This is a genomic window from Zoogloea sp. (assembly GCF_030157465.1).
Lineage (GTDB): Bacteria > Pseudomonadota > Gammaproteobacteria > Burkholderiales > Rhodocyclaceae > Zoogloea.
Window position 1 is genome coordinate 31,172 of sequence record NZ_JAOAUU010000036.1, and the last position, 22,269, is coordinate 53,440.

The 22,269-nt window shown below is 61.7% G+C and carries 24 protein-coding genes and 1 tRNA gene; 20 read left to right on the forward strand and 5 right to left on the reverse strand.

Translation table 11 applies throughout. From position 1 onward, the window contains the following. Positions 1 to 20: 20 nt before the first annotated feature. The 17 genes from rpsA (at position 21) to Q1W26_RS04260 (ending at position 15,354) form a co-directional block, all read left to right on the forward strand. Positions 21 to 1,727, forward strand: a complete 1,707-nt coding sequence (gene rpsA, locus Q1W26_RS04180; RefSeq protein WP_300436274.1) for a 30S ribosomal protein S1 — start codon at positions 21 to 23, stop codon at positions 1,725 to 1,727. Between the two features lie 11 nt (positions 1,728 to 1,738). Continuing rightward, on the forward strand, positions 1,739 to 2,023 hold the full coding sequence (locus Q1W26_RS04185; protein ID WP_079434022.1) for an integration host factor subunit beta: 285 nt from the start codon (positions 1,739 to 1,741) through the stop codon (positions 2,021 to 2,023). A 107-nt stretch (positions 2,024 to 2,130) separates the two neighbouring features. Beyond that, entirely contained in the window at positions 2,131 to 2,439 is a 309-nt protein-coding gene (locus Q1W26_RS04190; RefSeq protein WP_300436276.1) for a lipopolysaccharide assembly protein LapA domain-containing protein, read from the forward strand. Positions 2,440 to 2,443: 4 nt separating this feature from the next. Next, on the forward strand, positions 2,444 to 3,616 hold the full coding sequence (lapB, locus tag Q1W26_RS04195) for a lipopolysaccharide assembly protein LapB (RefSeq protein ID WP_300436278.1): 1,173 nt from the start codon (positions 2,444 to 2,446) through the stop codon (positions 3,614 to 3,616). A gap of 91 nt (positions 3,617 to 3,707) precedes the next feature. Further along, a complete protein-coding gene (locus Q1W26_RS04200; RefSeq protein ID WP_300436280.1) occupies positions 3,708 to 5,030 on the forward strand; it encodes a UDP-glucose/GDP-mannose dehydrogenase family protein in 1,323 nt (440 codons plus the stop codon). Positions 5,031 to 5,189: 159 nt separating this feature from the next. Further along, positions 5,190 to 6,080 carry a cysteine synthase CysM gene (gene cysM / locus Q1W26_RS04205; RefSeq protein ID WP_300436282.1) on the forward strand — a complete coding sequence of 297 codons (891 nt, stop codon included), beginning with the start codon at positions 5,190 to 5,192 and terminating at the stop codon, positions 6,078 to 6,080. A gap of 8 nt (positions 6,081 to 6,088) precedes the next feature. Next, complete coding sequence (locus Q1W26_RS04210) at positions 6,089 to 6,898, forward strand: 3'-5' exonuclease (protein WP_300436284.1); 810 nt, start codon at positions 6,089 to 6,091, stop codon at positions 6,896 to 6,898. A 48-nt stretch (positions 6,899 to 6,946) separates the two neighbouring features. Beyond that, positions 6,947 to 7,023 (forward strand) — tRNA-Val (locus tag Q1W26_RS04215). Between the two features lie 149 nt (positions 7,024 to 7,172). After that, on the forward strand, positions 7,173 to 9,089 hold the full coding sequence (thrS, locus tag Q1W26_RS04220) for a threonine--tRNA ligase (RefSeq protein ID WP_300436286.1): 1,917 nt from the start codon (positions 7,173 to 7,175) through the stop codon (positions 9,087 to 9,089). Positions 9,090 to 9,118: 29 nt separating this feature from the next. After that, entirely contained in the window at positions 9,119 to 9,640 is a 522-nt protein-coding gene (gene infC / locus Q1W26_RS04225; RefSeq protein WP_366143634.1) for a translation initiation factor IF-3, read from the forward strand. A gap of 132 nt (positions 9,641 to 9,772) precedes the next feature. After that, positions 9,773 to 9,970, forward strand: coding sequence for a 50S ribosomal protein L35 (gene rpmI, locus Q1W26_RS04230; protein WP_148581168.1), 198 nt, complete (start codon positions 9,773 to 9,775; stop codon positions 9,968 to 9,970). Positions 9,971 to 9,983: 13 nt separating this feature from the next. Then, entirely contained in the window at positions 9,984 to 10,343 is a 360-nt protein-coding gene (gene rplT, locus Q1W26_RS04235) for a 50S ribosomal protein L20 (protein WP_079434014.1), read from the forward strand. A 71-nt stretch (positions 10,344 to 10,414) separates the two neighbouring features. Next, a complete protein-coding gene (gene pheS, locus Q1W26_RS04240; protein WP_300436288.1) occupies positions 10,415 to 11,446 on the forward strand; it encodes a phenylalanine--tRNA ligase subunit alpha in 1,032 nt (343 codons plus the stop codon). Between the two features lie 3 nt (positions 11,447 to 11,449). After that, positions 11,450 to 13,828, forward strand: a complete 2,379-nt coding sequence (pheT, locus tag Q1W26_RS04245) for a phenylalanine--tRNA ligase subunit beta (protein WP_300436291.1) — start codon at positions 11,450 to 11,452, stop codon at positions 13,826 to 13,828. 6 nt (positions 13,829 to 13,834) lie between these two features. Next, complete coding sequence (locus Q1W26_RS04250; RefSeq protein WP_300436294.1) at positions 13,835 to 14,140, forward strand: integration host factor subunit alpha; 306 nt, start codon at positions 13,835 to 13,837, stop codon at positions 14,138 to 14,140. Beyond that, positions 14,127 to 14,504 (forward strand): MerR family transcriptional regulator, encoded by a 378-nt coding sequence (locus Q1W26_RS04255; RefSeq protein ID WP_300436297.1) that lies wholly within the window; start codon positions 14,127 to 14,129, stop codon positions 14,502 to 14,504. Before Q1W26_RS04250 ends, Q1W26_RS04255 begins: the two co-directional genes overlap by 14 nt. 97 nt (positions 14,505 to 14,601) lie before the next feature. Beyond that, positions 14,602 to 15,354 (forward strand): proteasome-type protease, encoded by a 753-nt coding sequence (locus tag Q1W26_RS04260; protein WP_300436300.1) that lies wholly within the window; start codon positions 14,602 to 14,604, stop codon positions 15,352 to 15,354. A gap of 27 nt (positions 15,355 to 15,381) precedes the next feature. On the opposite strand, the gene rsgA is transcribed toward Q1W26_RS04260, so the two are convergent. Next, positions 15,382 to 16,278 (reverse strand): ribosome small subunit-dependent GTPase A, encoded by an 897-nt coding sequence (gene rsgA / locus Q1W26_RS04265; protein ID WP_300436303.1) that lies wholly within the window; start codon positions 16,276 to 16,278, stop codon positions 15,382 to 15,384. Continuing rightward, positions 16,275 to 17,528, reverse strand: a complete 1,254-nt coding sequence (locus Q1W26_RS04270) for a M48 family metallopeptidase (protein WP_300436305.1) — start codon at positions 17,526 to 17,528, stop codon at positions 16,275 to 16,277. The genes rsgA and Q1W26_RS04270 overlap by 4 nt, the downstream gene beginning before the upstream one ends. A gap of 87 nt (positions 17,529 to 17,615) precedes the next feature. Here Q1W26_RS04270 and orn point away from each other — a divergent pair, with 87 nt between their 5' ends. Continuing rightward, a complete protein-coding gene (gene orn / locus Q1W26_RS04275; protein WP_300436307.1) occupies positions 17,616 to 18,161 on the forward strand; it encodes an oligoribonuclease in 546 nt (181 codons plus the stop codon). Positions 18,162 to 18,163: 2 nt separating this feature from the next. After that, the gene (locus Q1W26_RS04280; protein WP_300436309.1) at positions 18,164 to 18,307 is read left to right on the forward strand and encodes a hypothetical protein; all 144 of its coding nucleotides are present in this window, start codon (positions 18,164 to 18,166) and stop codon (positions 18,305 to 18,307) included. A gap of 16 nt (positions 18,308 to 18,323) precedes the next feature. Here Q1W26_RS04280 and Q1W26_RS04285 read toward each other — a convergent pair whose 3' ends face one another. Next, positions 18,324 to 18,959 carry a 3'-5' exonuclease gene (locus Q1W26_RS04285; RefSeq protein ID WP_300436312.1) on the reverse strand — a complete coding sequence of 212 codons (636 nt, stop codon included), beginning with the start codon at positions 18,957 to 18,959 and terminating at the stop codon, positions 18,324 to 18,326. Then, entirely contained in the window at positions 18,956 to 20,863 is a 1,908-nt protein-coding gene (locus Q1W26_RS04290) for a DUF294 nucleotidyltransferase-like domain-containing protein (protein WP_300436315.1), read from the reverse strand. Before Q1W26_RS04290 ends, Q1W26_RS04285 begins: the two co-directional genes overlap by 4 nt. 169 nt (positions 20,864 to 21,032) lie before the next feature. On the opposite strand from Q1W26_RS04290, the gene Q1W26_RS04295 reads away from it, so the two are divergent. Next, positions 21,033 to 21,710, forward strand: a complete 678-nt coding sequence (locus Q1W26_RS04295; protein WP_300436317.1) for an alpha/beta fold hydrolase — start codon at positions 21,033 to 21,035, stop codon at positions 21,708 to 21,710. Here the strand turns inward: Q1W26_RS04295 and Q1W26_RS04300 are convergent. Continuing rightward, positions 21,707 to 22,156, reverse strand: coding sequence for a MaoC family dehydratase (locus Q1W26_RS04300; RefSeq protein ID WP_300436320.1), 450 nt, complete (start codon positions 22,154 to 22,156; stop codon positions 21,707 to 21,709). The two genes, Q1W26_RS04295 and Q1W26_RS04300, sit on opposite strands and share 4 nt — an antisense overlap. Positions 22,157 to 22,269: the final 113 nt, after the last annotated feature.

Below are 22,269 nucleotides of genomic sequence, written 5' to 3' on the forward strand. Positions count from 1 at the left end.
TGTAAGGTTCTTTTTTCCATATGTCCACTGCCACCCCTGTTTCCTTCGAGGAAAGTTTTGCCGCCCTGTTTGAGGAATCCCTCAGTCGTCAGGAGATGCGTGCCGGTGAGGTGATCACCGCCGAAGTCGTGCGGATTGACCAAAACTTCGTCGTCGTTAACGCCGGCCTCAAGTCCGAGAGCTATATCCCCCTCGAAGAGTTTCGCGGCGATCGCGGCGAGCTGACCGTCGATATCGGCGACTACGTTCAGGTTGCCATCGAGCAGCTCGAAGACGGCTACGGCGAAACCCGCCTGTCCCGCGACAAGGCCAAGCGCATCGCCGCCTGGAACGACCTCGACAAGGCGCTGAACGACGCGATCCTCGTCAAGGGCATGATCACCGGCAAGGTCAAGGGTGGCCTGACGGTCATGGTTAACGGCATCCGTGCCTTCCTGCCGGGTTCGCTGGTGGATATGCGTCCGGTCAAGGACACCACCCCGTTCGAAGGCAAGGAATTCGAATTCCGCGTCATCAAGCTCGACCGCAAGCGCAACAACGTGGTCGTGTCCCGTCGTGCAGTGCTCGAAGCTTCCATGGGTGAAGAGCGTCAGAAGCTCCTCGAAACCCTCAAGGAAGGCACTGTCGTCAAGGGTATCGTCAAGAACATCACCGACTACGGCGCATTCGTGGACCTCGGCGGCATCGACGGCCTGCTGCACATCACCGACCTGGCCTGGCGTCGCGTGCGTCACCCGTCGGAAGTGCTGTCGGTTGGCGATGAACTCGAAGCCAAAGTGCTCAAGTTCGATCAAGAGAAGAACCGCGTCTCCCTCGGCCTCAAGCAGCTGGGCGAAGATCCGTGGGTGGGCATCTCCCGTCGTTACCCGCAGGGCACCCGCCTGTTCGGCAAGGTGACCAACATTACCGACTACGGCGCATTCGTTGAAGTCGAGCAGGGCATCGAAGGCCTGGTCCACGTTTCCGAAATGGACTGGACCAACAAGAACATCCACCCGACCAAGGTTGTCCAGCTGGGCGACGAAGTCGAAGTGATGATTCTCGAAATCGACGAAGACCGCCGCCGCATCTCCTTGGGCATGAAGCAGTGCATGTCCAACCCGTGGGACGATTTCGCCATCAACCACAAGAAGGGTGACAAGGTCCGTGGTCAGATCAAGTCCCTGACCGACTTTGGCGTCTTCATCGGTCTGGAAGGTGGTATCGACGGTCTGGTGCATCTGTCTGACCTGTCCTGGTCGCTGACCGGCGAAGAAGCCGTCCGCCAGTACAAGAAGGGTGACGAAGTCGAAGCCGTTGTGCTGAACATCGACGTCGAGAAGGAGCGTATCTCCCTCGGCATCAAGCAACTCGATGGCGATCCCTTCACCAACTTCATCGCTACCCACGACAAGAACACCCTTGTCAACGGCACCGTGAAGACCGTGGATGCCCGTGGCGCCGTGATCGGCCTGAACAACGATGTCGAAGGCTACCTGCGCGCTTCCGAGTTCTCCCGCGATCGCGTCGATGATCTCTCCCTGCTGTTGAAGGTCGGTGAAGAAGTCGAAGCCCTGATCGTCAACGTGGATCGCAAGACCCGCGGCATCAATCTGTCGATCCGTGCCAAGGATCAGGTCGAGCAGAATGAAGCGATGACCAAGCTGGCGTCTGACAGCTCTTCCGCTGCCAGCGGCACCACCAACCTCGGTGCGCTGCTGAAGGCCAAGCTGAACGAGCAGAAGTAAGCGGCTCGGGCATGACCAAGTCGGAGCTCATCGCCCGGCTGGCGGAGCGGTTTCCCCAGCTGGTCGCGAAGGACGCCGAATTCGCGGTCAAGATGATTCTCGATGCGATGACCGACGCCCTGTCGCGGGGTGATCGTATCGAGATCCGCGGCTTTGGCAGCTTTGCCTTGAATTACCGCCCGCCCCGGGTTGGGCGAAATCCCAAGTCCGGCGAAAAGGTGCAGGTTCCGGAAAAATATGTTCCGCATTTCAAGGCGGGCAAGGAGTTGCGGGAGCGCGTGGACATGATGGGGTGATCCCCGTCTCAGTTCATGGGCCGGAGTCATCCGGAGTCTTTCAGCTCGATCACGAAGGCGGCGCAAGCCGCCTTCTTTTTTTTGTCCGTGTCGGGGATAATTTCAGAATGCGCGCACTCATCTGGGTCTTCCGACTCTTCCTCTTCCTGCTGCTGTTCGGATTCGCCGTCAAGAATGACGACGTTGTCGTTCTGCGTTTCTTCTTTGGCGCGCAGTGGCATGTGCCGCTTGTGCTGGTGATCCTGTTGTTCGTTGTGGTGGGGGTTCTCATCGGTGTGACGGCAACGCTCGCCACCCTGTATCGCCAACATCGCGAGATTGGTCAGTTAAGAGGGAAGAACGAAGAAGGTACCAAGTCCGACAGGCAGAATCCGCTTCCCCTGGCCCACGGGCCCGATCTGCCGGAGAGCTACTGACTCCATGGAATTCGAACTCTGGTGGTTACTGGCTTTTCCGCTTTTTTTCGTGCTGGGCTGGCTGGCGGCGCGCGTTGATATCAAGCATCTGGTCAAGGAGTCCCGTGCGTTGCCGCGGACCTATCTGACCGGCCTCAATTTTTTGCTCAACGAGCAGCCCGACAAGGCCATCGACGCCTTCATCGAGGCGGTAAAGATCGACAATCAGACCGTCGAGCTGCATTTCGCGCTGGGAAGCCTGTTTCGCCGACGGGGTGAAACGGACAGGGCGATCCGCATGCACCAGAACCTGGTTGACCGCAACGACCTGTCGGACGATCAGCGCCAGCACGCGCTGTCGGAGCTTGGCCTGGATTTCCTCAAGGCGGGCTTGCTGGATCGTGCCGAAGCGGTGTTCCTCAAGTTGCGCGATACCCGTCTGAACGATTTCGCCCTAAAGAACCTGCTCGACATCTACCAGCAGGAAAAGGATTGGCGGAAGGCCATCGAGATCGCCGAGGCGCTGCCTCACGAAGGTGTTCTCTGGGAAAAGGAAGTCTCCAATTTCCACTGCGAACTGGCCAGCGCTGATATCGCGAACTCCCGATTCGACGATGCGCTCAGCAGCATCACACGGGCCCTTGAAATGAACCGAAAGTCGGTTCGCGCGAGCATGTTGCTGGGCGATCTGCATGCAGCCCGCGGCGATGATCAGGCTGCGCTCGATGCCTGGAAAAGGGTCGAGAGTCAGAATCCGGTGTATCTCGCCCTCGTCGCCGAGCGGCTCATGGATGCGTACAGGCGCCTGGATCAGCTGGAGCAGGGCATGCAACTCCTGCGCAGCTATCTTGAACAGTACGCTTCGCTGGATCTTCTCGATGCCCTGTTCCAGTGGGAATTGCAAAAAGAAGGCCCCCAGGCTGCCTATCAGCTCGTGCGCGACGAGTTGCGTCGCAACCCAACCCTGCTGGGGCTCGACAAGTTGCTGGAGGCTGCGCTGTTGACGGCGCCGGTGGCGCAGCGTAACGATATCGAGCTGGTGAAAGGGCTGGTGCACGGGCATACGCGTCGCGTTGCGCGCTATCGTTGCGATGCCTGTGGTTTCAAGGCGCGGCAGTTCTACTGGCGCTGCCCGGCCTGTGGCGGATGGGAAACCTATCCTCCAAGGCGCACCGAAGAGTTCGATCTCTCCCCCTGATCTTGGGCGGGGTTATTGCGGAAGGGCTCCTCTTTCGCGCAAGCTGCCAGTTTGTGGCGCGGTTATCTAGATTCATCTCGGGAATGAGCATATGAAAATCACCGTGGTCGGTACGGGTTATGTGGGTTTGGTATCCGGCGCCTGTCTCGCTGAAATGGGCAACGACGTGCTTTGCCTTGATCTGGATCCGGAAAAAATCCGCATTCTCAAGGAAGGCGGTATTCCGATCCACGAGCCGGGCCTGGATCAGGTTGTGGCCCGCAACGTTGCCGGCGGACGTCTGCATTTCACGACCGATGTTCAGGAGGCCGTTCAGTTCGGCACGATCCAGTTCATTGCTGTCGGCACGCCACCCGACGAGGACGGCTCGGCCGACCTGAAGTACGTACTGTCGGCCGCCAGGGCCATCGGCCGTCACATGACCGACTACAAGGTGATCGTCGACAAGAGCACCGTGCCGGTCGGAACTGCCGACAAGGTCAAGGCTGCGGTGCAGGCTGAACTCGATGCCCGCGGTGCTGCGATTCCGTACAGCGTTGTGTCGAACCCCGAGTTCCTCAAGGAGGGCGCGGCGGTTGACGATTTCATGCGCCCGGATCGCATCGTCGTGGGCGCCGAGGACGACCAGGCCATCTTTCTGATGAAGGCCTTGTACGCGCCTTTCCAGCGTAACCACGAAAAGCTCCTGATCATGGACCTGCGCAGTGCCGAGCTGACCAAGTACGCGGCCAACGCGATGCTGGCCACCCGGATCAGCTTCATGAACGAGCTCGCGCTGCTGGCCGAAAACCTCGGCGCCGATATTGAACTGGTGCGCCAGGGCATCGGCAGCGATCCGCGCATTGGCTACCATTTCCTGTATGCGGGTTGCGGCTACGGCGGCTCGTGCTTCCCGAAAGACGTCAAGGCGCTGATCAAGACCGGTGCGGATGCGGGCCATGCGCTGCATGTGCTCAACGCGGTCGAGGATGCCAATGACGCCCAGAAGCTGGTGCTGGTGCACAAGATCGTGGCCCATTTTGGTGAAGATCTGAGCGGCAAGCATTTTGCGTTGTGGGGGCTGGCGTTCAAGCCGAACACCGACGACATGCGCGATGCGCCTAGCCGCGTGATCATCGCCGAGCTTTTCCGGCGCGGAGCGACCGTTACCGCCTACGATCCGGTGGCGATGACGGAAAGTCGCCGGATATTTGGCGACGAGCCCCGTCTCTCCTATGCCGACCGCCCGATGCAGGCGCTCGACAACGCTGATGCGCTGGTGATCGTCACCGAGTGGAAGGAGTTCCGCAGCCCCGACTTCGATGTCATCAAGGCCAAGCTCAAGAGCCCGCTGATTTTCGACGGTCGAAATATTTTCGACCCGGCCCTGCCGAGGCAGGCGGGCCTGAGCTACCTGAGCATCGGCCGACCCTGAGCGGGCGAACGCTCAGGCTGTTTTCAGGGGCTTCCGGCGGGAGTCCCTTTTTGCTTTTTGGCGGCTCCGGTTCCCGCGGAGCGCGCCGCAGTTTGCCCTGTCCGCCTGACAGGCATTCGGTATGATCGCCCCAACCCGATTTTTCCACTGGATCGAATGATGGAATTCAAGACTCTCGAAGACTACGTGGGCCAGACCCCGCTGGTCCGGCTCAAGCGCATCGCTGCCGGACGTAATAACGTCATTCTCGCCAAGCTCGAAGGCAACAATCCGGCCGGTTCGGTCAAGGATCGTCCGGCCCTGTCGATGATCCTGCGTGCCGAGGCGCGCGGCGAGATCGCTCCTGGCCAGACCCTCATCGAGGCGACCAGCGGCAATACCGGCATCGCCCTTGCCATGGCTGCCGCCATTCGCGGCTACGGCATGATTCTTGTGATGCCCGAAAATCAGAGCATCGAGCGCCGCCAGAGCATGAGTGCGTTTGGTGCCGAGCTGGTGCTGACTCCGAAGGAGGGCGGCATGGAACTCGCCCGTGACGTGGCCTCGCGCATGCGCGACGAAGGACGCGGCGTCATCCTCGACCAGTTCGCCAACCCTGACAATCCGCTGGCTCACTTCGAAGGCACCGGCCCGGAAATCTGGGAGCAGACCGGCGGAACAGTGACCCATTTCATCAGCAGCATGGGCACGACGGGCACGATCATGGGTGTATCCGCCTATCTGAAAGAGAAAAACCCGGCGATCCGCATCGTTGGCTGCCAGCCTACCGATGGATCTCAGATTCCCGGTATCCGCAAATGGCCCGAGGCCTATCTGCCGAGCATCTATGACAACGCCCGGGTCGACCAGCTCGAATACGTATCGCAGGCCGATGCCGAGGAAATGACTCGCCGCCTCGCACGTGAAGAAGGCATTTTTGCCGGAATTTCCTCGGGCGGTGCCATGTGCGTGGCGCTGCGCCTGGCCGAGCAGCTCGAGAACGCGGTGATCGTTTCCATCGTTTGTGACCGGGGCGATCGTTATCTGTCTACGGGTGTCTTTCCTGCCTGATGATCCGCATGGCCACTACGCTTGTTTTTGATATCGAAACGATTCCCGATGTCGAGGGTATTCGCAGGCTGCACGGCCTGCCGGAGGAACTTGCGCCCGAGGAGGTGGCAGAGTTCGCCTTTCAGCAGCGGCGTGCCGCCAACGGGTCGGATTTCCTGCCTCATCATTTGCAGCGGGTCGTGACGATTTCCTGCGCACTGAGGGACGCCAGTCAGTTTCGCGTGTTTTCGCTGTCGGAGCCCGATTGTGCCGAGGGCCAGCTCATTCAGCGCTTTTTCGACGGCGTCGAGAGATTCACTCCGCAACTGGTGTCATGGAACGGAGGTGGCTTTGACCTGCCCGTGCTGCACTACCGCGGCATGTTGCACGGCGTCAGCGCGCCCCGCTACTGGGATCTGGGCGACGGGGATTACAACGACTCCCGTGATTTCAAGTGGAACAACTACATAGGGCGTTACCACACCCGACATCTCGACCTGATGGACTTGCTGGCGCTCTACCAGCCGCGGGCTAGCGCGCCGCTGGATGATCTCGCCAAGCTGATGGGGTTTCCCGGCAAGCTCGGCATGGATGGATCGGCCGTGTGGAAGGGCTACTGTGAAGGCCGTATCGCGGAAATTCGTGATTACTGTGAAACCGATGTGGCGAATACCTACCTGGTGTTCCTGCGTTTCCAGTTGATGCGTGGGGTGCTCGACAAGGCTGGGTACGAAGCCGAGATCGCTTTCGTGCGGGAAACGCTGGGTCGCCTTGAGGCTGCCCACTGGGAGCGCTTCCTTGCGGCGTGGCCGGTCAGTGCGCCAGATGAAAATAAATAGAGGTAGTTGTTGACAGATTTTCTGGGTCGTCTATAATGCGGGCTTCTTAGGCGCGTAGCTCAGCTGGTTAGAGCACCACCTTGACATGGTGGGGGTCGTTGGTTCGAGTCCAATCGCGCCTACCACATACCTAAGAAGGAAAACGATGTCTCGAACTTGCAGCGAGCAAGGCTAATTAAGACCGAGTCTGCTGTGAGGCGTTTTCCAGAAAAAAGAAAAAGCGCGGCTCGTCCGCGCTTTTTTTTTGCCCAGCTTTTTCCGTAAGCGAGTCATCATGCCCAATATCACCTTGCCCGACGGTTCTGTACGCAGTTTCGAGCAGCCCGTGACGATTGCCCAGGTTGCTGCCTCCATCGGTGCCGGCCTGGCTCGCGCTGCGCTTGCCGGCAAGGTCGAAGGCAGGCTTGTCGATACTTCTTTCCTTATTGAAAACGATACGGCGCTCGCCATCGTTACCGACAAGGATGCAGAGGGTCTTGAGGTTATCCGCCACTCTACGGCTCACCTCTTGGCCTATGCGGTAAAAGAGCTGTTTCCGGATGCTCAGGTCACCATCGGACCGGTAATCGAAAACGGCTTCTTCTACGACTTCTCCTACAAGCGTCCCTTTACGCCCGAAGATCTCGAAAAAATCGAGCTGCGCATGGCCGAGCTGGTCAAGCGTGATATTCCGGTCGAGCGTAGCGTGCTGCCGCGGGATGAGGCTGTTGCGTTCTTCAAATCCATTGGCGAGCATTACAAGGCCGAGATCATTGCGTCGATCCCGCAGGATCAGGATGTATCCCTGTATCGCGAGGGCGATTTCGTCGATCTGTGTCGCGGACCTCACGTCCCTTCTACCGGAAAACTCAAGGTTTTCAAGCTGATGAAGGTAGCCGGCGCCTACTGGCGTGGCGACTCGAAGAACGAAATGCTGCAGCGCATTTACGGCACGGCCTGGGCGAAGAAGGAAGATCAGGAAGCCTATCTGCACATGCTTGAGGAGGCCGAAAAACGCGATCACCGCCGCCTCGGAAAGCAGCTCGATCTCTTCCATCTGCAGGATGAGGCGCCGGGTATGGTTTTCTGGCACCCGAAGGGCTGGACCCTCTGGCAGCAGATCGAGCAGTACATGCGCCGTGTGCTGACGGCGGCGGGCTACGATGAGGTCAAGACGCCGCTTGTGATGGATCGCCAGTTGTGGGAGCGATCGGGGCATTGGGATAACTACCGTGACAACATGTTCACCACGGAATCGGAAAAGCGCGACTACGCGATCAAGCCGATGAACTGTCCGGGGCATGTCCAGATCTACAATCACGGTCTGCATTCCTATCGCGATCTGCCTTTGCGTCTGGCCGAGTTTGGTTCCTGCCACCGCAACGAGCCCTCTGGTGCGCTGCATGGCCTGATGCGGGTGCGCGGCTTTGTACAGGACGACGCGCATATCTTCTGTACCGAAGAGCAGATCGTCTCCGAGGTCACGGCCTTCAACGAACTGCTGTCCCGCGTCTATCGCGATTTCGGTTTTACCGATGTGGCCGTCAAGCTTTCCCTGCGTCCGGAGAAGCGTGCTGGTAGTGACGAGGTCTGGGACAAGGCCGAAGGCGGGTTGCGCGAGGCGCTCGCTGCTTCAGGTCATGGCTGGGAAGAGTTGCCCGGTGAGGGCGCTTTCTACGGTCCGAAAATCGAGTATCACGTCAAGGACGCTCTTGGGCGTTCCTGGCAGTGCGGCACGATGCAGCTCGACTTCGTGCTGCCCGAGCGGCTGGATGCCGAGTATGTGACGGAAGATAATTCCCGCCGCCGTCCGGTGATGCTGCATCGTGCGATTCTCGGGTCGCTGGAGCGTTTTATCGGCATTCTCATCGAGAACCACGCCGGTGCGCTGCCCATGTGGCTGTCTCCGGTGCAGGCCGTGGTGATGAATATCTCGGATGCGCAGGCCGATTATGTGACGGAAGTGGTCAAAACGCTGCGCTCGCGCGGATTCCGCGTCGAGGCGGATTTGCGCAACGAGAAAATTACTTATAAAATACGCGAACATAGCGTACGTAAGCTGCCTTACTTGCTGGTCGTTGGTGACAAGGAGAAGGCAGCTGAAGTTGTGGCCGTGCGCGCCCGGGGTAATCAAGACCTCGGTCAAATGTCCCTCGATACGATTGTCGAGCGTTGGCAACGTGAAATATCCGCGTTTGCCGGCACGGCCTGATATTTTTTGCTTTCTTGGAGAATTGAACCATCGCTCAGGATAAAAAACTGCGCATCAACGGCGAAATCAGTGTGCCGGAAGTGCGTTTGACGGGGGAGGACGGTGAGCAAATTGGCATCGTTACTCTGCGTGCTGCACTGGAAGCGGCTGAAGAAGCCGGTTGCGATCTGGTAGAGATCGCGCCGATGGCGAAGCCGCCAGTTTGTCGCTTGATGGACTTCGGCAAATACAAGTACGAAGAAGCCAAGCGGGCTCATGAAGCTAAGCAAAAGCAGAAGCAGATTCAGGTCAAGGAAGTCAAACTTCGTCCGGGTACCGACGAGAACGACTACCAGATCAAGTTGCGCAACCTCATCAAGTTCCTGACCGAGGGTGACAAGGCCAAAGTGACGCTGCGTTTTCGCGGTCGTGAAATGGCTCACCAGGAATTCGGCATGCGCCAGCTCGAACGGGTCAAGGCTGACCTCGAAGAAATCGGCCAGGTCGAGCAGATGCCCAAGATGGAAGGGCGCCAGATGATCATGGTCATCGCGCCGAAAAAGAAGCACTAGGAATTCCCGGTGTCGCAAGGCACTGGAATACGGCGGGCAGCATAGCCCGCCGGAAACAAGTGGTGACGGGTTGTTGAAGCGTTTCCGGAAGTCGGAAGCCACCCGGGGCCATGTCATAAGCTGGAGTACTTCATGCCCAAGATGAAGACGAAGAGCGGGGCCGCCAAGCGGTTCAAAATCCGCTCGAGCGGTAGCATCAAGCGTTCGCAGGCGTTCAAGCGCCACATCCTGACCAAGAAGACGACCAAGAGCAAGCGCCAGCTGCGCGGCATGACTGCCGTTCACGCTGCGGACGAAAAGTCCATCCGCGCCATGATGCCTTACGCCTGATTAGGAGAACGCAATGCCCAGAGTTAAGCGCGGTGTAACCGCACGTGCACGTCACAAAAAAGTCCTCGATCAAGCCAAGGGCTATCGTGGTCGTCGCAAGAACGTATATCGGATCGCCAAGCAGGCGGTGATGAAGGCCGGGCAATATGCCTACCGTGACCGTCGTCAACGCAAGCGTCAGTTCCGTGCCCTGTGGATCGCCCGTATCAACGCCGCTGCACGTGAAGTCGGTCTGACCTACAGCCGCTTCATGAACGGCCTGAAGAAGGCTTCCATCGAAGTGGACCGCAAGGTTCTGGCCGATCTGGCCGTGTTCGACAAGCCCGCTTTCGCGGCGCTCGCCGAACAAGCCAAGGCCAAACTCGCTGCGTAATCGTACGCCGCTCGAAAAAAGGAGGCCTGGCCTCCTTTTTTTTGTCCTGAACCCGGGATAAGACTGAAAAAATGGATCAACTCGATCAACTCGTCGCAGAGGCTGGTGCTGATTTCGCCGCTGCTGCAGACGGAGCCGCGCTGGAATCCGCCAAGGCGCGTTATTTCGGCAAGGGCGGCTCTCTCACCGAGCTGCTGAAGGGCCTCGGCAAACTCGATCCGGAAGCCCGCAAGACTGTCGGCGCCGAGATCAACAAGGCCAAGGCTGCCATTGAGGCGTTGTTGACCGCCCGTCGCGACGCGCTACAGCAGGCGGCTCTCGAAGCCCAGCTCGCAGCCGAGGCTCTGGACGTTACCCTGCCTGGTCGTGGCGCCGGTATCGGCGGCCTGCACCCGGTGGTGCGTACCCTGGAGCGTGTCGAGCAGCTCTTCCGCTCCATCGGCTTCGATGTGGCCGAAGGCCCCGAGATCGAGACCGACTTTTACAATTTCACTGCATTGAACACGCCGGCCAATCACCCGGCCCGTTCGATGCACGATACCTTCTATCTGGAAAACGGCGATGGTGTGATGCTCCGCACTCACACCAGCCCGGTCCAGATCCGCGCCATGCAGGCCCACGTCGAGGCCTACAAGGATCGCGAGACGATGCCCGAGCTGCGCGTGATTGCGCCGGGCCGCGTCTACCGCGTCGACTCCGATGCCACCCACTCGCCGATGTTCCATCAGATCGAAGGTGTGTGGATCGGCGAGTCGGTGAGCTTTGCCGACCTCAAGGGCGTGGTTGCAGATTTTCTGCGCAGCTTCTTCGAAAGCGACGACCTGCAGGTGCGCTTCCGTCCCTCCTTCTTCCCGTTCACCGAGCCGTCTGCCGAAATCGACGTGGCTTTCATGAGCGGCGCGTTGAAGGGCCGCTGGCTGGAAATCGCGGGCTGCGGAATGATGCACCCCAACGTGTTGCGTTTCGGCGGCATCGATCCCGAGCGCTACACCGGCTTTGCTTTCGGCATGGGGCCGGACCGGCTGACCATGCTGCGGTATGGCGTCAACGACCTGCGCCTCTTCTTCGAAGGCGATCTTCGTTTCCTCGGTCAATTCAGGTAAGCCATGCAATTCTCAGAACTCTGGTTGCGCAGTTTCGTCAGTCCGGCTCTTGATTCGGACGCGCTGGGGCATTTGCTCACCATGGCGGGGCTGGAAGTGGAAGGGCAGGGCGGCGTCGCCTCCGTGTTCTCCAAGGTGGTGGTTGCGCAGATCGTCGAGGCGGAAAAGCATCCGAATGCCGACAAGCTGCGTGTCTGCAAGGTGGATGCCGGGCAGGGCGAGTTGCTGCAGATTGTCTGTGGTGCCCCCAATGCCGCGGTCGGAATCAGGATTCCATGTGCCCTCGTTGGCGCCGACCTGGCTGGTTTCGGCATCAAGGCGGCCAAGCTGCGTGGTGTCGAATCCTTTGGCATGCTGTGCTCTGCCAAGGAACTCGGTCTTTCGGATGAGAGCAGCGGCCTGCTGGTGCTGCCGGAGGACGCCCCGATCGGTATCGATCTGCGGGAATACCTCAAGCTTGACGACACCCTGTTCACGATCAAGTTAACGCCGAACCGTGCCGACTGCCTGAGCCTTTCCGGCATTGCCCGTGAAGTGGCGGCCTTAACCGGCAGTCCGCTCAGCCTGCCCGCCTGCGAAGTCGTGGCTCCGTCTCACGGCGAGACGCGCGCGATCGTTCTTGATGCGCCGGAAGCTTGCCCGCGTTACAGCGGCCGGATCATCCGCGGAGTGAACGCCAAGGCGCCGACGCCGGACTGGATGCAGCAGCGCCTCGTGCGCAGCGGCATCCGCTCGATCAGTGCGCTGGTGGATGTGACCAACTACGTGATGCTGGAACTTGGTCAGCCGCTGCATGCCTTCGATAACGCGAAGCTCGGCGGTGCGATCCATGTGCGTCTGCCGAAGGCCGGCGAACAGGTGCTGCTGCTCAACGGCCAGACCATCCCCCCGGCTGCCGACACCCTGCTGATTGCCGACGAATCCCGCGCGCTGGCGCTGGCCGGCATCATGGGTGGCGACGATAGCGGGATTACGCTGGAAACCACCGATCTTTTCCTGGAAAGCGCTTTCTTTGCGCCGGACGCCATTGCCGGCCGCGCCCGCGCTTACGGTTTTTCGTCGGACGCGTCATACCGCTTCGAGCGCGGTGTGGACTTCGAGCTCGCCGGCAAGGCGATGGAGCGGGCCACGCGCCTGATCCTCGATATCTGCGGCGGTTCAGCCGGCCCGGTGCAGGAGGCGCTGGCTGCCGACAAGTTGCCGGCGCGCGCGCCGATCCGCCTGCGTGCGGCACGCGTGCGCCGCGTGCTGGGCATTGCGCTCAGTGCAGACACGGTTGCCGCAATGTTCCACCACCTCGGTCTTGCCGTGGTGCGCGATGGCGACGATTTTGTCGTGACGCCGCCGTCCTACCGGTTCGACCTTGAGATCGAGGAAGACCTGATCGAGGAAATTGCCCGGATCCACGGCTACGACAACATTCCGGTGCTTGCTCCGCGTGGCCCGATCACGATGTTGCCGCGGCCCGAGGCCCGGCGCGACGCGATGTCTGTCCGTCGCCTGGTGGCCGGTCGCGAATATCAGGAAGTGATCAACTTCGCCTTCGTCGAGGAGGCGTGGGAGAAGGACTTTTGCGCCAATACCGATCCGGTTCGCCTTGCCAACCCGATTGCCAGCCAGATGAGCGTGATGCGCTCGAGCCTGATCGGCGGGCTGGTGGCCAACCTTGTGACCAATCGCAAGCGTCAGACCAACCGGGTTCGTGTTTTCGAGATTGGCCGCTGCTTTAGCCGCGATGCGGCCGGCACGCCGGTGGATGGTTTCCGGCAGCCGGTGCGTCTGGCCGCGCTGGCCAGTGGTCTGGTGAGCCCGGAGCAGTGGGGCGAAGCCAACCGCAATGTGGATTTCTTCGACGTCAAGGCCGACCTCGAAGCGTTGTTTTTCCCGCGTGTCGCCGAGTTCGAGCGGGCTGTCCATCCGGCGCTGCATCCGGGGCGTTCTGCCCGTGTGCTGCTGGATGGTCGCGAAATCGGTTTCATCGGTGAGCTGCACCCGATCTGGGTTCAGCGCTACGAACTGGGGCTTGCGCCGGTCGTCTTCGAGGTCGAACTGGCTGCGTTGCTGGAAACCGTGACGCCAGCCTATCGCGAAGTGTCTCGTTTCCCGGCGGTAACCCGCGATCTGGCGCTTGTGGTTGATCAGGGCGTTGCCGCGGCCGGCTTGCTCAAGGGTCTGGAGGGCGTGGCGCCGGCCATCGTGCAGCGCATCGAACTGTTCGACCAGTATCAGGGCAAGGGTATCGAGCCGAACCGCAAGAGCCTTGCTTTCCGTGTAGTGATGCAAGAAACTCACCGGACGCTTGAGGATGCGGAAGTCGAGGCTGCGATGGCAGCCCTGACCCGTCACGCCGAGGATAATCTCGGCGCGAAGCTCAGGGCTTGATGCATCATGACAATGACCCTGACCAAGGCGGAACTCGCCGACATGCTCTTCGAACAGGTGGGCCTCAACAAGCGCGAAGCCAAGGATATGGTGGAGTGTTTCTTTGAGGAAATCCGCCTGGCGCTGGAGCGCGGCGATTGCGTCAAGCTTTCCGGTTTTGGAAACTTCCAGCTGCGCGAGAAGCCTCAGCGTCCTGGTCGCAACCCAAAAACCGGCGAAGAGATTCCGATTACGGCCCGGCGTGTGGTGACTTTTCATGCCAGCCAAAAGCTCAAGGCCAATGTGGAGCAACTGAGCGATGTCGCCAAGTGAACCCCAGGCAGTCGTAGAGCTGCCGCCGATTCCCGCCAAGCGTTACTTCACGATCGGTGAAGTCAGCGACCTGTGCGGGGTCAAACCTCATGTGCTGCGCTACTGGGAGCAGGAATTCACCCAGTTGCGGCCGGTCAAACGCGGTGGTAACCGGCGTTATTATCAGCACCATGAGGTGCTGCTGATTCGCCGTATCCGGGAACTGCTCTACCAGGACGGCTTCACGATTTCCGGTGCGCGCAACCGTCTCGACGAGACGGCGGCGCGCAAGCGTGAGGATGTCGAGGAGTCGGTCGGCCTGCGCGAGCAGCTCTCGGCGCTGCGTGCCGAAATCAAGTCTATCCTGCAGGATTTGCAGGACTGACCCGCGCGCGGGGCGGGGAGCCCCTTCCTGCCTGAAATACAAGCGGTGCCGGGTCTCGGCGCACGCTCACGCAGCTTCATTTACCCGGATTTTTCCCATGACATATTGTGTCAGCATGTCGCTCGACGCCGGTATGGTGTTCCTGTCCGATTCCCGTACCAATGCGGGCGTCGACCATATCAATACCTTCCGCAAGATGAGCATTTTCCAGCGCCCCGGCGAACGGGTGCTGGTGCTGATGAGCTCGGGCAACCTGGCGATCACCCAGCAGCTCGTCTCGATGCTGCGCGAGTCAATGGCGGCCCAGGACGGGCGGGAAAGTCTGTGGTCGGTGCCCAACATGTTCGAGGCAGCGCGCAATGTAGGGGAAACGCTGCGCGAGGTGCATCGACGGGATGCCGATGCGCTCAGCAGCTTCGGCATCGACTTTACCGCCGCGCTGATTCTCGGCGGGCAAATCGGGCGGGAGCAGCCGCGCCTGTTCAATATCTATGCCGCGGGCAACTTTATCGAGGCCACGCCGGACACGCCGTATTTCCAGATCGGTGAATCGAAGTACGGCAAGCCGATCATCGACCGTGTCGTGAAGCGTCATACCAGTCTGGACGAGGCCGCCAAGCTGGCGCTGATCTCGATGGACTCGACGATCCGCTCCAATCTTTCGGTTGGTGTGCCGCTGGATCTGGCGATTCTCAAGACCGATGAGCTGAAGATTTCGTCGCATATCAGTATCGACGCAAAGGACGAATACTTTGCGATGATCCGCAACCGCTGGAGCGAGGCTCTGGGTCACGCTTTCGATGAACTGCCCAACCCGGATCTGCTGGGCAAGGGCGACCAGCTGCCCTGATTGACCGCCTGCCCCACGGGGCAGGCCTTACCAGCCCTGGGCCTGGCGCCGGCCCAGCTCGCATTCGGTCCGGAAATCCAGAAACTGGCGCAGACGCTTCATCTCGAACTTGCCGCTCTCCGCGGCCTCCCGCAGGGCGCAGTCGGGCTCTGAATCGTGGCGGCAATCGCGGAAGCGGCATTTTCCGATGTACGGCCGAAATTCCGGGAAGCTCGCTTCGAGGGCTTCTGAATCCAGATGCACCAGCCCGAAGGTCTGCATGCCCGGGCTGTCGATGATGCCGCCGCCTTCGGGCAGCGGGTAAAGCCGCGCGAAGGTGGTGGTGTGCTTGCCGGTGTCGAGATATTCGGAAATCTCCCGCGTCTCGGCGCGTGCTTCTGGAATCAGCGCGTTGGTCAGCGTTGATTTGCCCATTCCCGATTGCCCCACCAGCAGGCTTGTTTCGCCGATCAGGCGGGCGCGCAACGCGTCTGCGCTGTCGAGGGCGGAGAGTTCGAGGATCGGGTAGCCGAGCTTTGCGAAGGTGGCGAGCTGGGCGCGGGCGCCTTCGAGGCCGGCGACGATGTCGATCTTGTTGAGCACGATCAGCACTTTCAGGTGCTGGCTTTCGGCAGCGCAAATGCAGCGCGACAGGAATTCGTCGGAAAAGCTCGGTTCGGTGGCCACCACCAGCACCACCTGGGTGGCGTTGGCCGCGATCAGCTTCTGGCGCCAGGCGTCGGAGCGGTAGAGCAGGCTGGTGCGTTCGAGCAGCTTGTCGATGACGCCCTGGCCTGGGCCGGTGGCGGCGATCTGAACCCGGTCGCCGCAGGCGAACAGGCTTTTCTTGCCGCGGGGCACGCACAACAGGATTTCACCCGTGTCATCGGTGCGAACTTCGTATTGGCGCCCGAAGGCGGCAATCAGGGTGCCGGTGGTTTTCATTGAGCGCTGGCCTGCAAACGGGCGATACGGATCGCCGCGGGCGGATGGGAATCGTAAACGCTGGAGTAGAGCGGATCCGGCGTGAGTGTCGAGGCGTTGTCGCGGTAGAGCTTGACCAGCGCGCTGACCAGCGCCTGGGCCGGGGCCTGGCGGGCAGCGTAGGCATCGGCCTGGAATTCGTGGGTGCGCGACCACATGCTCATCAGCGGGGTCAGCGGAAAGCTGAATACGGGCAGCACCAGCGCAAACAGTACCAGCGTGGGGGCGGTGCCGGCGGTATGCATGCCAAGCCCGCTGAAGAACCATTCCTGGCTGGCCAGATGGCCGAGCAGCGCGAAGAAGGCCAGGCTGCCGGTGCCGATCACGGCGAGGCGTTTCCAGAGGTGGTGATGGTGGTAGTGGCCAAGTTCATGGGCCAGCACGGCTTCGACTTCGGTGGCGTCGAGCTTGTCGAGCAGGGTGTCGAAGAAGACGATCCGCTTGGCGGCGCCGAAGCCGGTGAAGTAGGCATTGCCATGGGCCGAGCGCTTCGAGCCGTCCATCACGAAGAGGCCGGACAGACGAAAGCCGCAGCGCGTCATGAGGCCCTCGATGCGGTTTTTCAGGGCGCCATCTTCAAGGGGCTTGAACTTGTTGAAAAGCGGCGCGATGAAGCTCGGGTAGACCAGCAGCACCAGCAGGTTGAACACCAGCCAGAAGGCCCACACGTCAAGCCACCACAAGCTGCCCATCGCCTCCATCAGCCACAGCACGAACGCGATCAGCGGCAGGCCGATGAGTGCCGAGAGCAGGATGCCCTTGACGGCGTCGGCGACGAACAGGCCCGGGGTGAGGCGGTTGAAGCCGAAGCGGGCTTCGAGGCCAAAGCTGCGGTAGAGCGTCAGTGGCAGTTCGACGATCCAGGAAACGATGGCGACTGCGCTGATGAAGGCCACGCCGTGGCCGAGGCTGCCGGGCTCAAAAAGCCCGGCGGTGAGCGCATGCAGCTGCTGCAATCCGCCGCCGACGCTGAGTGCCAGCAGCAGCAGAGCCGACACCAGCACGTCGACAATGCCGACCCTGACCCGTGCCACGGTGTAGTCGGCGGCTTTGCGGTGGGCATCGAGCCCGATGATTGCAGCGAAGGCGGGCGGTACGGCATCGCGGTGGGCGGCCACATGGCGCATCTGGCGCCGGGCCAGCCACAGGCGGGTCAGCAGGCCGGCGCCAAGGGCGACGAGGAACAGGGCGGTGAAGCTGCTGGATGTCATCAGAGGGGGTGCGAAGCGGGGCAGGAGGGAGTGACGTGTCACGGTGTGGGCGTAGAATCGCGCCTTTACCGAAAAAGCGAGCCGATTATGGCACAGGACCAGAATCACCTCATCTGGCTGGACATGGAAATGACCGGCCTGAATCCCGACAGCGACCGCATCATCGAGATGGCGATGATCGTGACCAACAGCAACCTGGAAGTGGTTGCCGAAGGCCCGGTGATCGCCGTGCATCAGTCCGACGCCGTACTCGATGCGATGGACGAGTGGAACAAGAATACCCACGGCCGTTCGGGCCTGATCGAGCGGGTGAAGGCTTCGACGATCGACGAGGCCGCTGCCGAGGCCGCCTACCTCGAGTTCATGCGCGAATACATTCCGTCGCGCACCTCGCCGATGTGCGGCAACTCCATCGGCCAGGATCGCCGCTTCATGGCGCGCTACATGCCGAAGCTGGAAGATTGGTTCCACTACCGCAACCTCGACGTGTCCACGCTCAAGGAGCTGTGTCGCCGCTGGCGCCCGGATGTGTACAAGGGCCTCGAGAAGCGCGGCGCCCACCAGGCTCTGGCCGACATCCAGGAATCCATCGCCGAACTGCGCTACTACCGCGAGAATTTTCTGAAGGTTTGAAGATGCGTCCGGACGCCCTTGTTGCCTGGTGGCGGCGCAACCGCCGCCGGGTGATCGGGCTGGCGTTGGTGTGCGCCTTCTTCTTTGCGCTGGGCTATTTCAGCCCGAGGGTGAATTCGCCGCTGATGTGCAAGATCTACGGCTGAGCCCCGGCGGCGGCTTTCAGCTGCCGCGCAGCCACTTGCGGTTGCTCTGGGTTTCGAGCAGGTCGCGCGGTGTTGGCAGGCCCTGCACACTGGCGCGAGCCAGCGCAACCTGATGCAGCTGGGCAACGGCAAGGGCTTCCAGGAGGGCGTCCCGGTGATCGATGCGTTCGATGCCGAAGGCGCCCAGCCAGGCATCCATGCGTGCCTGCCCGGCGATGCGTTCGGGGTAGAGGCTGGGCATCAGCACCATCAGGTCGATCCAGTCGAGTTCGGGCCGGCTGCCCAGGTGCTGCTCGAAGGCCCGCTCAAGCATGCCCTGGTTGAAGGGCGCATTGAAGACGACCACCGGTGCGCGGCCAATGAAACGCAGCAGCCCGATCAGCGCCTCGGCCGGCGCGCTGCCGAGGCTTGCCTGGAAGGCGTCGCCGGGGTGGAGCAGGCCGTGGTTGAGCGCCACCGCGCCCACCGCCAGCAGCCGCTGGCCGCCGCCATCCTGCGGGCCGGTTTCGGTGTTGACGACCACGTAGCGGGTTTCGTAGTGCGAGCGGCCGGTATCGCAGGCGGGCAGGGCCGCGATGGCCTCGAGGCTGGTTTGTTGCTCGGGACTGAGGCCCGGGCCGCTGCCGGGCAGGAATCGGGAGAGCCAGTTCATATCTGGTAGTCCAGCTTGAGACGGAGTTGGATTTTGCGCGCCTGGCGGAAGGCTTCCTTGAGGATGCGCCGGTCGAGTTCGTTGAGATCGTCGGGCTTGACCCGGTTGTCGCCCGGCGCGCCGTGGTCTGTGTCGAGGTGCTGGTGGCGCAGGCGCAGCAGCTGGATGAAGTGAAAGCCGTCGGCCATGGCCGAGAGTTCTTCAGCCGGCATGCCGATGCGCGAGCCGCCCTGGCGCAGGCGCTGGACGGTGCTGGTGGCGTCGACGCCGGTGCGCAGTGCCAGCACGCGGGCGGCATCGACAAACAGGCGGGCGCCGAATTTCTTGAGGTCGATGCTGCCGGGGTGCTTGGGGTCTTCGTCGGTGATGAAATCGCGGATCTTGCCTAGCGGCGGCGACACATCAAGCGCGTTGGCGGCCATGGCCTTCAGGAAGGCCGGGTTGCCGCCGGTCATGGACAGCAGCCAGTGGCGCAGCTTGTAGGCGAGTTTTTCGTCGCCGTAGAGCACCCGGTAGTCGAAGAAGATGGTTGCGTTGAGCAGCGCTTCGGGGTGGGGCTCGCGAATCCAGTTGCCGAATTTTTCGCGCCATTCCTCGAAGGTGAGGCACAGATCCGGGTTGCTGGCCATGATGTTGCCGGTGCACAGCGGAAAGCCGCAGGCGGCCAGATCGTTGTTCACATCCTTGGCAAATTCGAGCAGGCGCAGCTTGAGGGGTTCCTTGTCGGCCCATTCGGGCAGCACGTAGAGGATGCCGTTGTCCTGGTCGGTGGACAGGGTCTGCTCGTGGCGGCCTTCGGAGCCGAACGCCAGCCAGGCGTACTCGACGCCGTAGAGATCATGGCGTTCGAGGTTGAGCTCGATGATGCGGCGGGTCAGGGCGTCGTTGAGGGCCGAGATGAACTGGGTCAGCTGCTCGGCGCCGATGCCCTGGGCGAGCAGGTTGAGGGCCAGCTGACGGATGTCGCGGCTGGCCCGCTGCATGGACTGGACGTCGGAGGCGCTTTCGATGCTGGAGCGGATCTGGCGCAGGCCGATGCGCTGCAGCGCAAACAGGTCACGCTCGGAGACGACACCCTTGAGCTTGTCTTCGGAATCCACCACCAGGATGTGGCGCACGCCGTGGGTGGCCATTTCGAGGGCCGCGTCGTAGGCACTGGCGTTGCCGCCGAGGGTGTGGGGCGGGGCGGTCATCACTTCGGCGATGGGCCGGGTGAGATCGAAGCCGGGCAGCACGATGCGCTTGAGGATGTCGCTCTGGGTGAGCACGCCGACGGGCTTTTCGTCGGCGCCGGCCACCGCCATGCAGCCCACGCCGAATTCGACCATTTTTTCCAGGGCGTGGCGGGTGGGAACGTCGGGCGCCACGAAGACCGGATCTTTCTTGACCAGGTTGGACAGCGAGGTGTTCATCGTCTGCTGTTCGGCCGCGCGCTGGGAGAACTGCGCCTGCAGTTGCTCCCGCGACTGGCTGACCAGGCTGGCGATGTAGCGCGTACAGAAAATCTGGAAAACGGGGCTGATTTCCTGGAGACGCAGGAAATCGGCGGCCGGCAGCTGAAGGCAGTAGCTGTCTTCGAGGGCGACGTAGCGGTTGGTGGAGGCGCGCCCGGCCGAGATGGCGCCGATCGGGAAGCCCTCGCCGGGGCCCAGGGTGAGCGTCGAGTATTCGGTGACGGCGACGCTGGCCACATGCCGCGCCTGCACTTTGCCGCGGTAAACGATGTACAGGAAGCGCGGCGGGCCGTCCTCGGGCATCAGGATTTCCGATTCCGCAGGATAGAAGGCCGTGGCCAGCCGTTCGCCCAGGAATCGCAGGGCTTCCGCCTCCATCCGGTCAAAGGGGGCGTGGCGGCGCAGGAACTCCAGGTTGGTGCGGATCAGGGTGTCGGAGGCGGTGTCCATAAGTAAAACCAGAGCGCAGATCAAACCGTCGAATCTACTCTGCAGTTGCCCTGCTGTCATGACCTGGCGCAAGAAATCAATGTTTCTGCCTGGTTTGGCGCCGTCCGGCGTGATCTACGTCGCACCGGCAATCAGGCACAATCGGGCGATTCCAACCACAGGATCTGCCATGACTGCCCCCCTCCTGCCTGCTGTCGAAATCGCTTCCGGCGCCAACCCGACCCATGCCGTCATCTGGATGCACGGCCTCGGGGCCGATGGCCATGATTTCGAGCCCGTCGTCGATGAGCTGGACCTCGACCGCCTGCCACCGACGCGCTTTGTCTTTCCCCACGCGCCGGAGCGTCCGGTGACGATCAATGGCGGCTATGTGATGCGCGCCTGGTACGACATCCTGACGATGGATTTTTCGGGGCGACGGGAGGATGCGGCCGGCGTCATCGAGTCGGCGGCGCAGATCGAGGCGCTGATCGCCCGCGAGAACGCCCGCGGGATTCCCGACAGCCGCATCGTGCTGGCGGGCTTCTCCCAGGGCGGGGCGATTGCGCTGCACACCGGCCTGCGTCACCGGGCGCGGCTGGCCGGCATCCTGGCCCTGTCAACCTATCTGCCGCTGGCCGACACGCTGGCTGCGGAGGCCAGCGACGCCAACCGCAGCGTTCCGGTTTTCATGGCCCACGGCGAGGCCGATCCGGTGATTCCCCATGCTTTCAGCAGGCAGTCGGCCGACTTCCTGCTTGCTGCGGGCTATCCGCTGGCCTGGCGCAGCTACCGGATGGAGCATTCCCTGTGCATGGAAGAGCTGCGCGACATCGAGCTCTGGCTGGTCGGCGTGCTGACGGATTAACTGGCGCGGCGCTTGAGCAGGTTGTTGCCGATGAAGCTCAGCACCGTTTCGCCGCGCTGGTTGACGGCCTTGTAGAGCAGGCGGGCGATGCCCCGGTCGGGCTTGGATGACGAGGGGCGCACTTCGAGCACTTCCACCACGCTGTGCAGCGTGTCGCCGGGGCGCACCGGGGCGAACCAGCGCAGTTCGTCCAGGCCCGGCGAGCCGATGCTCGACCCGGCGAAAATGCCGCTCTGGATGAACAGGCGGAAGCACACCGCGATCGACTGGAAGCCGCTGGCGATGAGCCCGCCGTAGGGCGATTCGGCCGCGGCGTTGGCGTCGAGGTGGAAGGGCTGGGGGTCGTAGCGGAAGGCGAAATCGATGATTTCAGCCTCGGTGAAGGTCAGGCCGCCGCTGGTGAAGCGGTCGCCGGGCGTCAGGTCGTCAAGGTAGCGGGTGTCCATTTCGGGGCTCCTGTTTTTTGGGGCTGTTGCGGGAAGGTCGCGTCCTGCTCTGTGGCGTTCGGGCGGGCCGATCCGTCAGGTTTTTTTACAGTTTGCGTGGCGTAATTTACTCG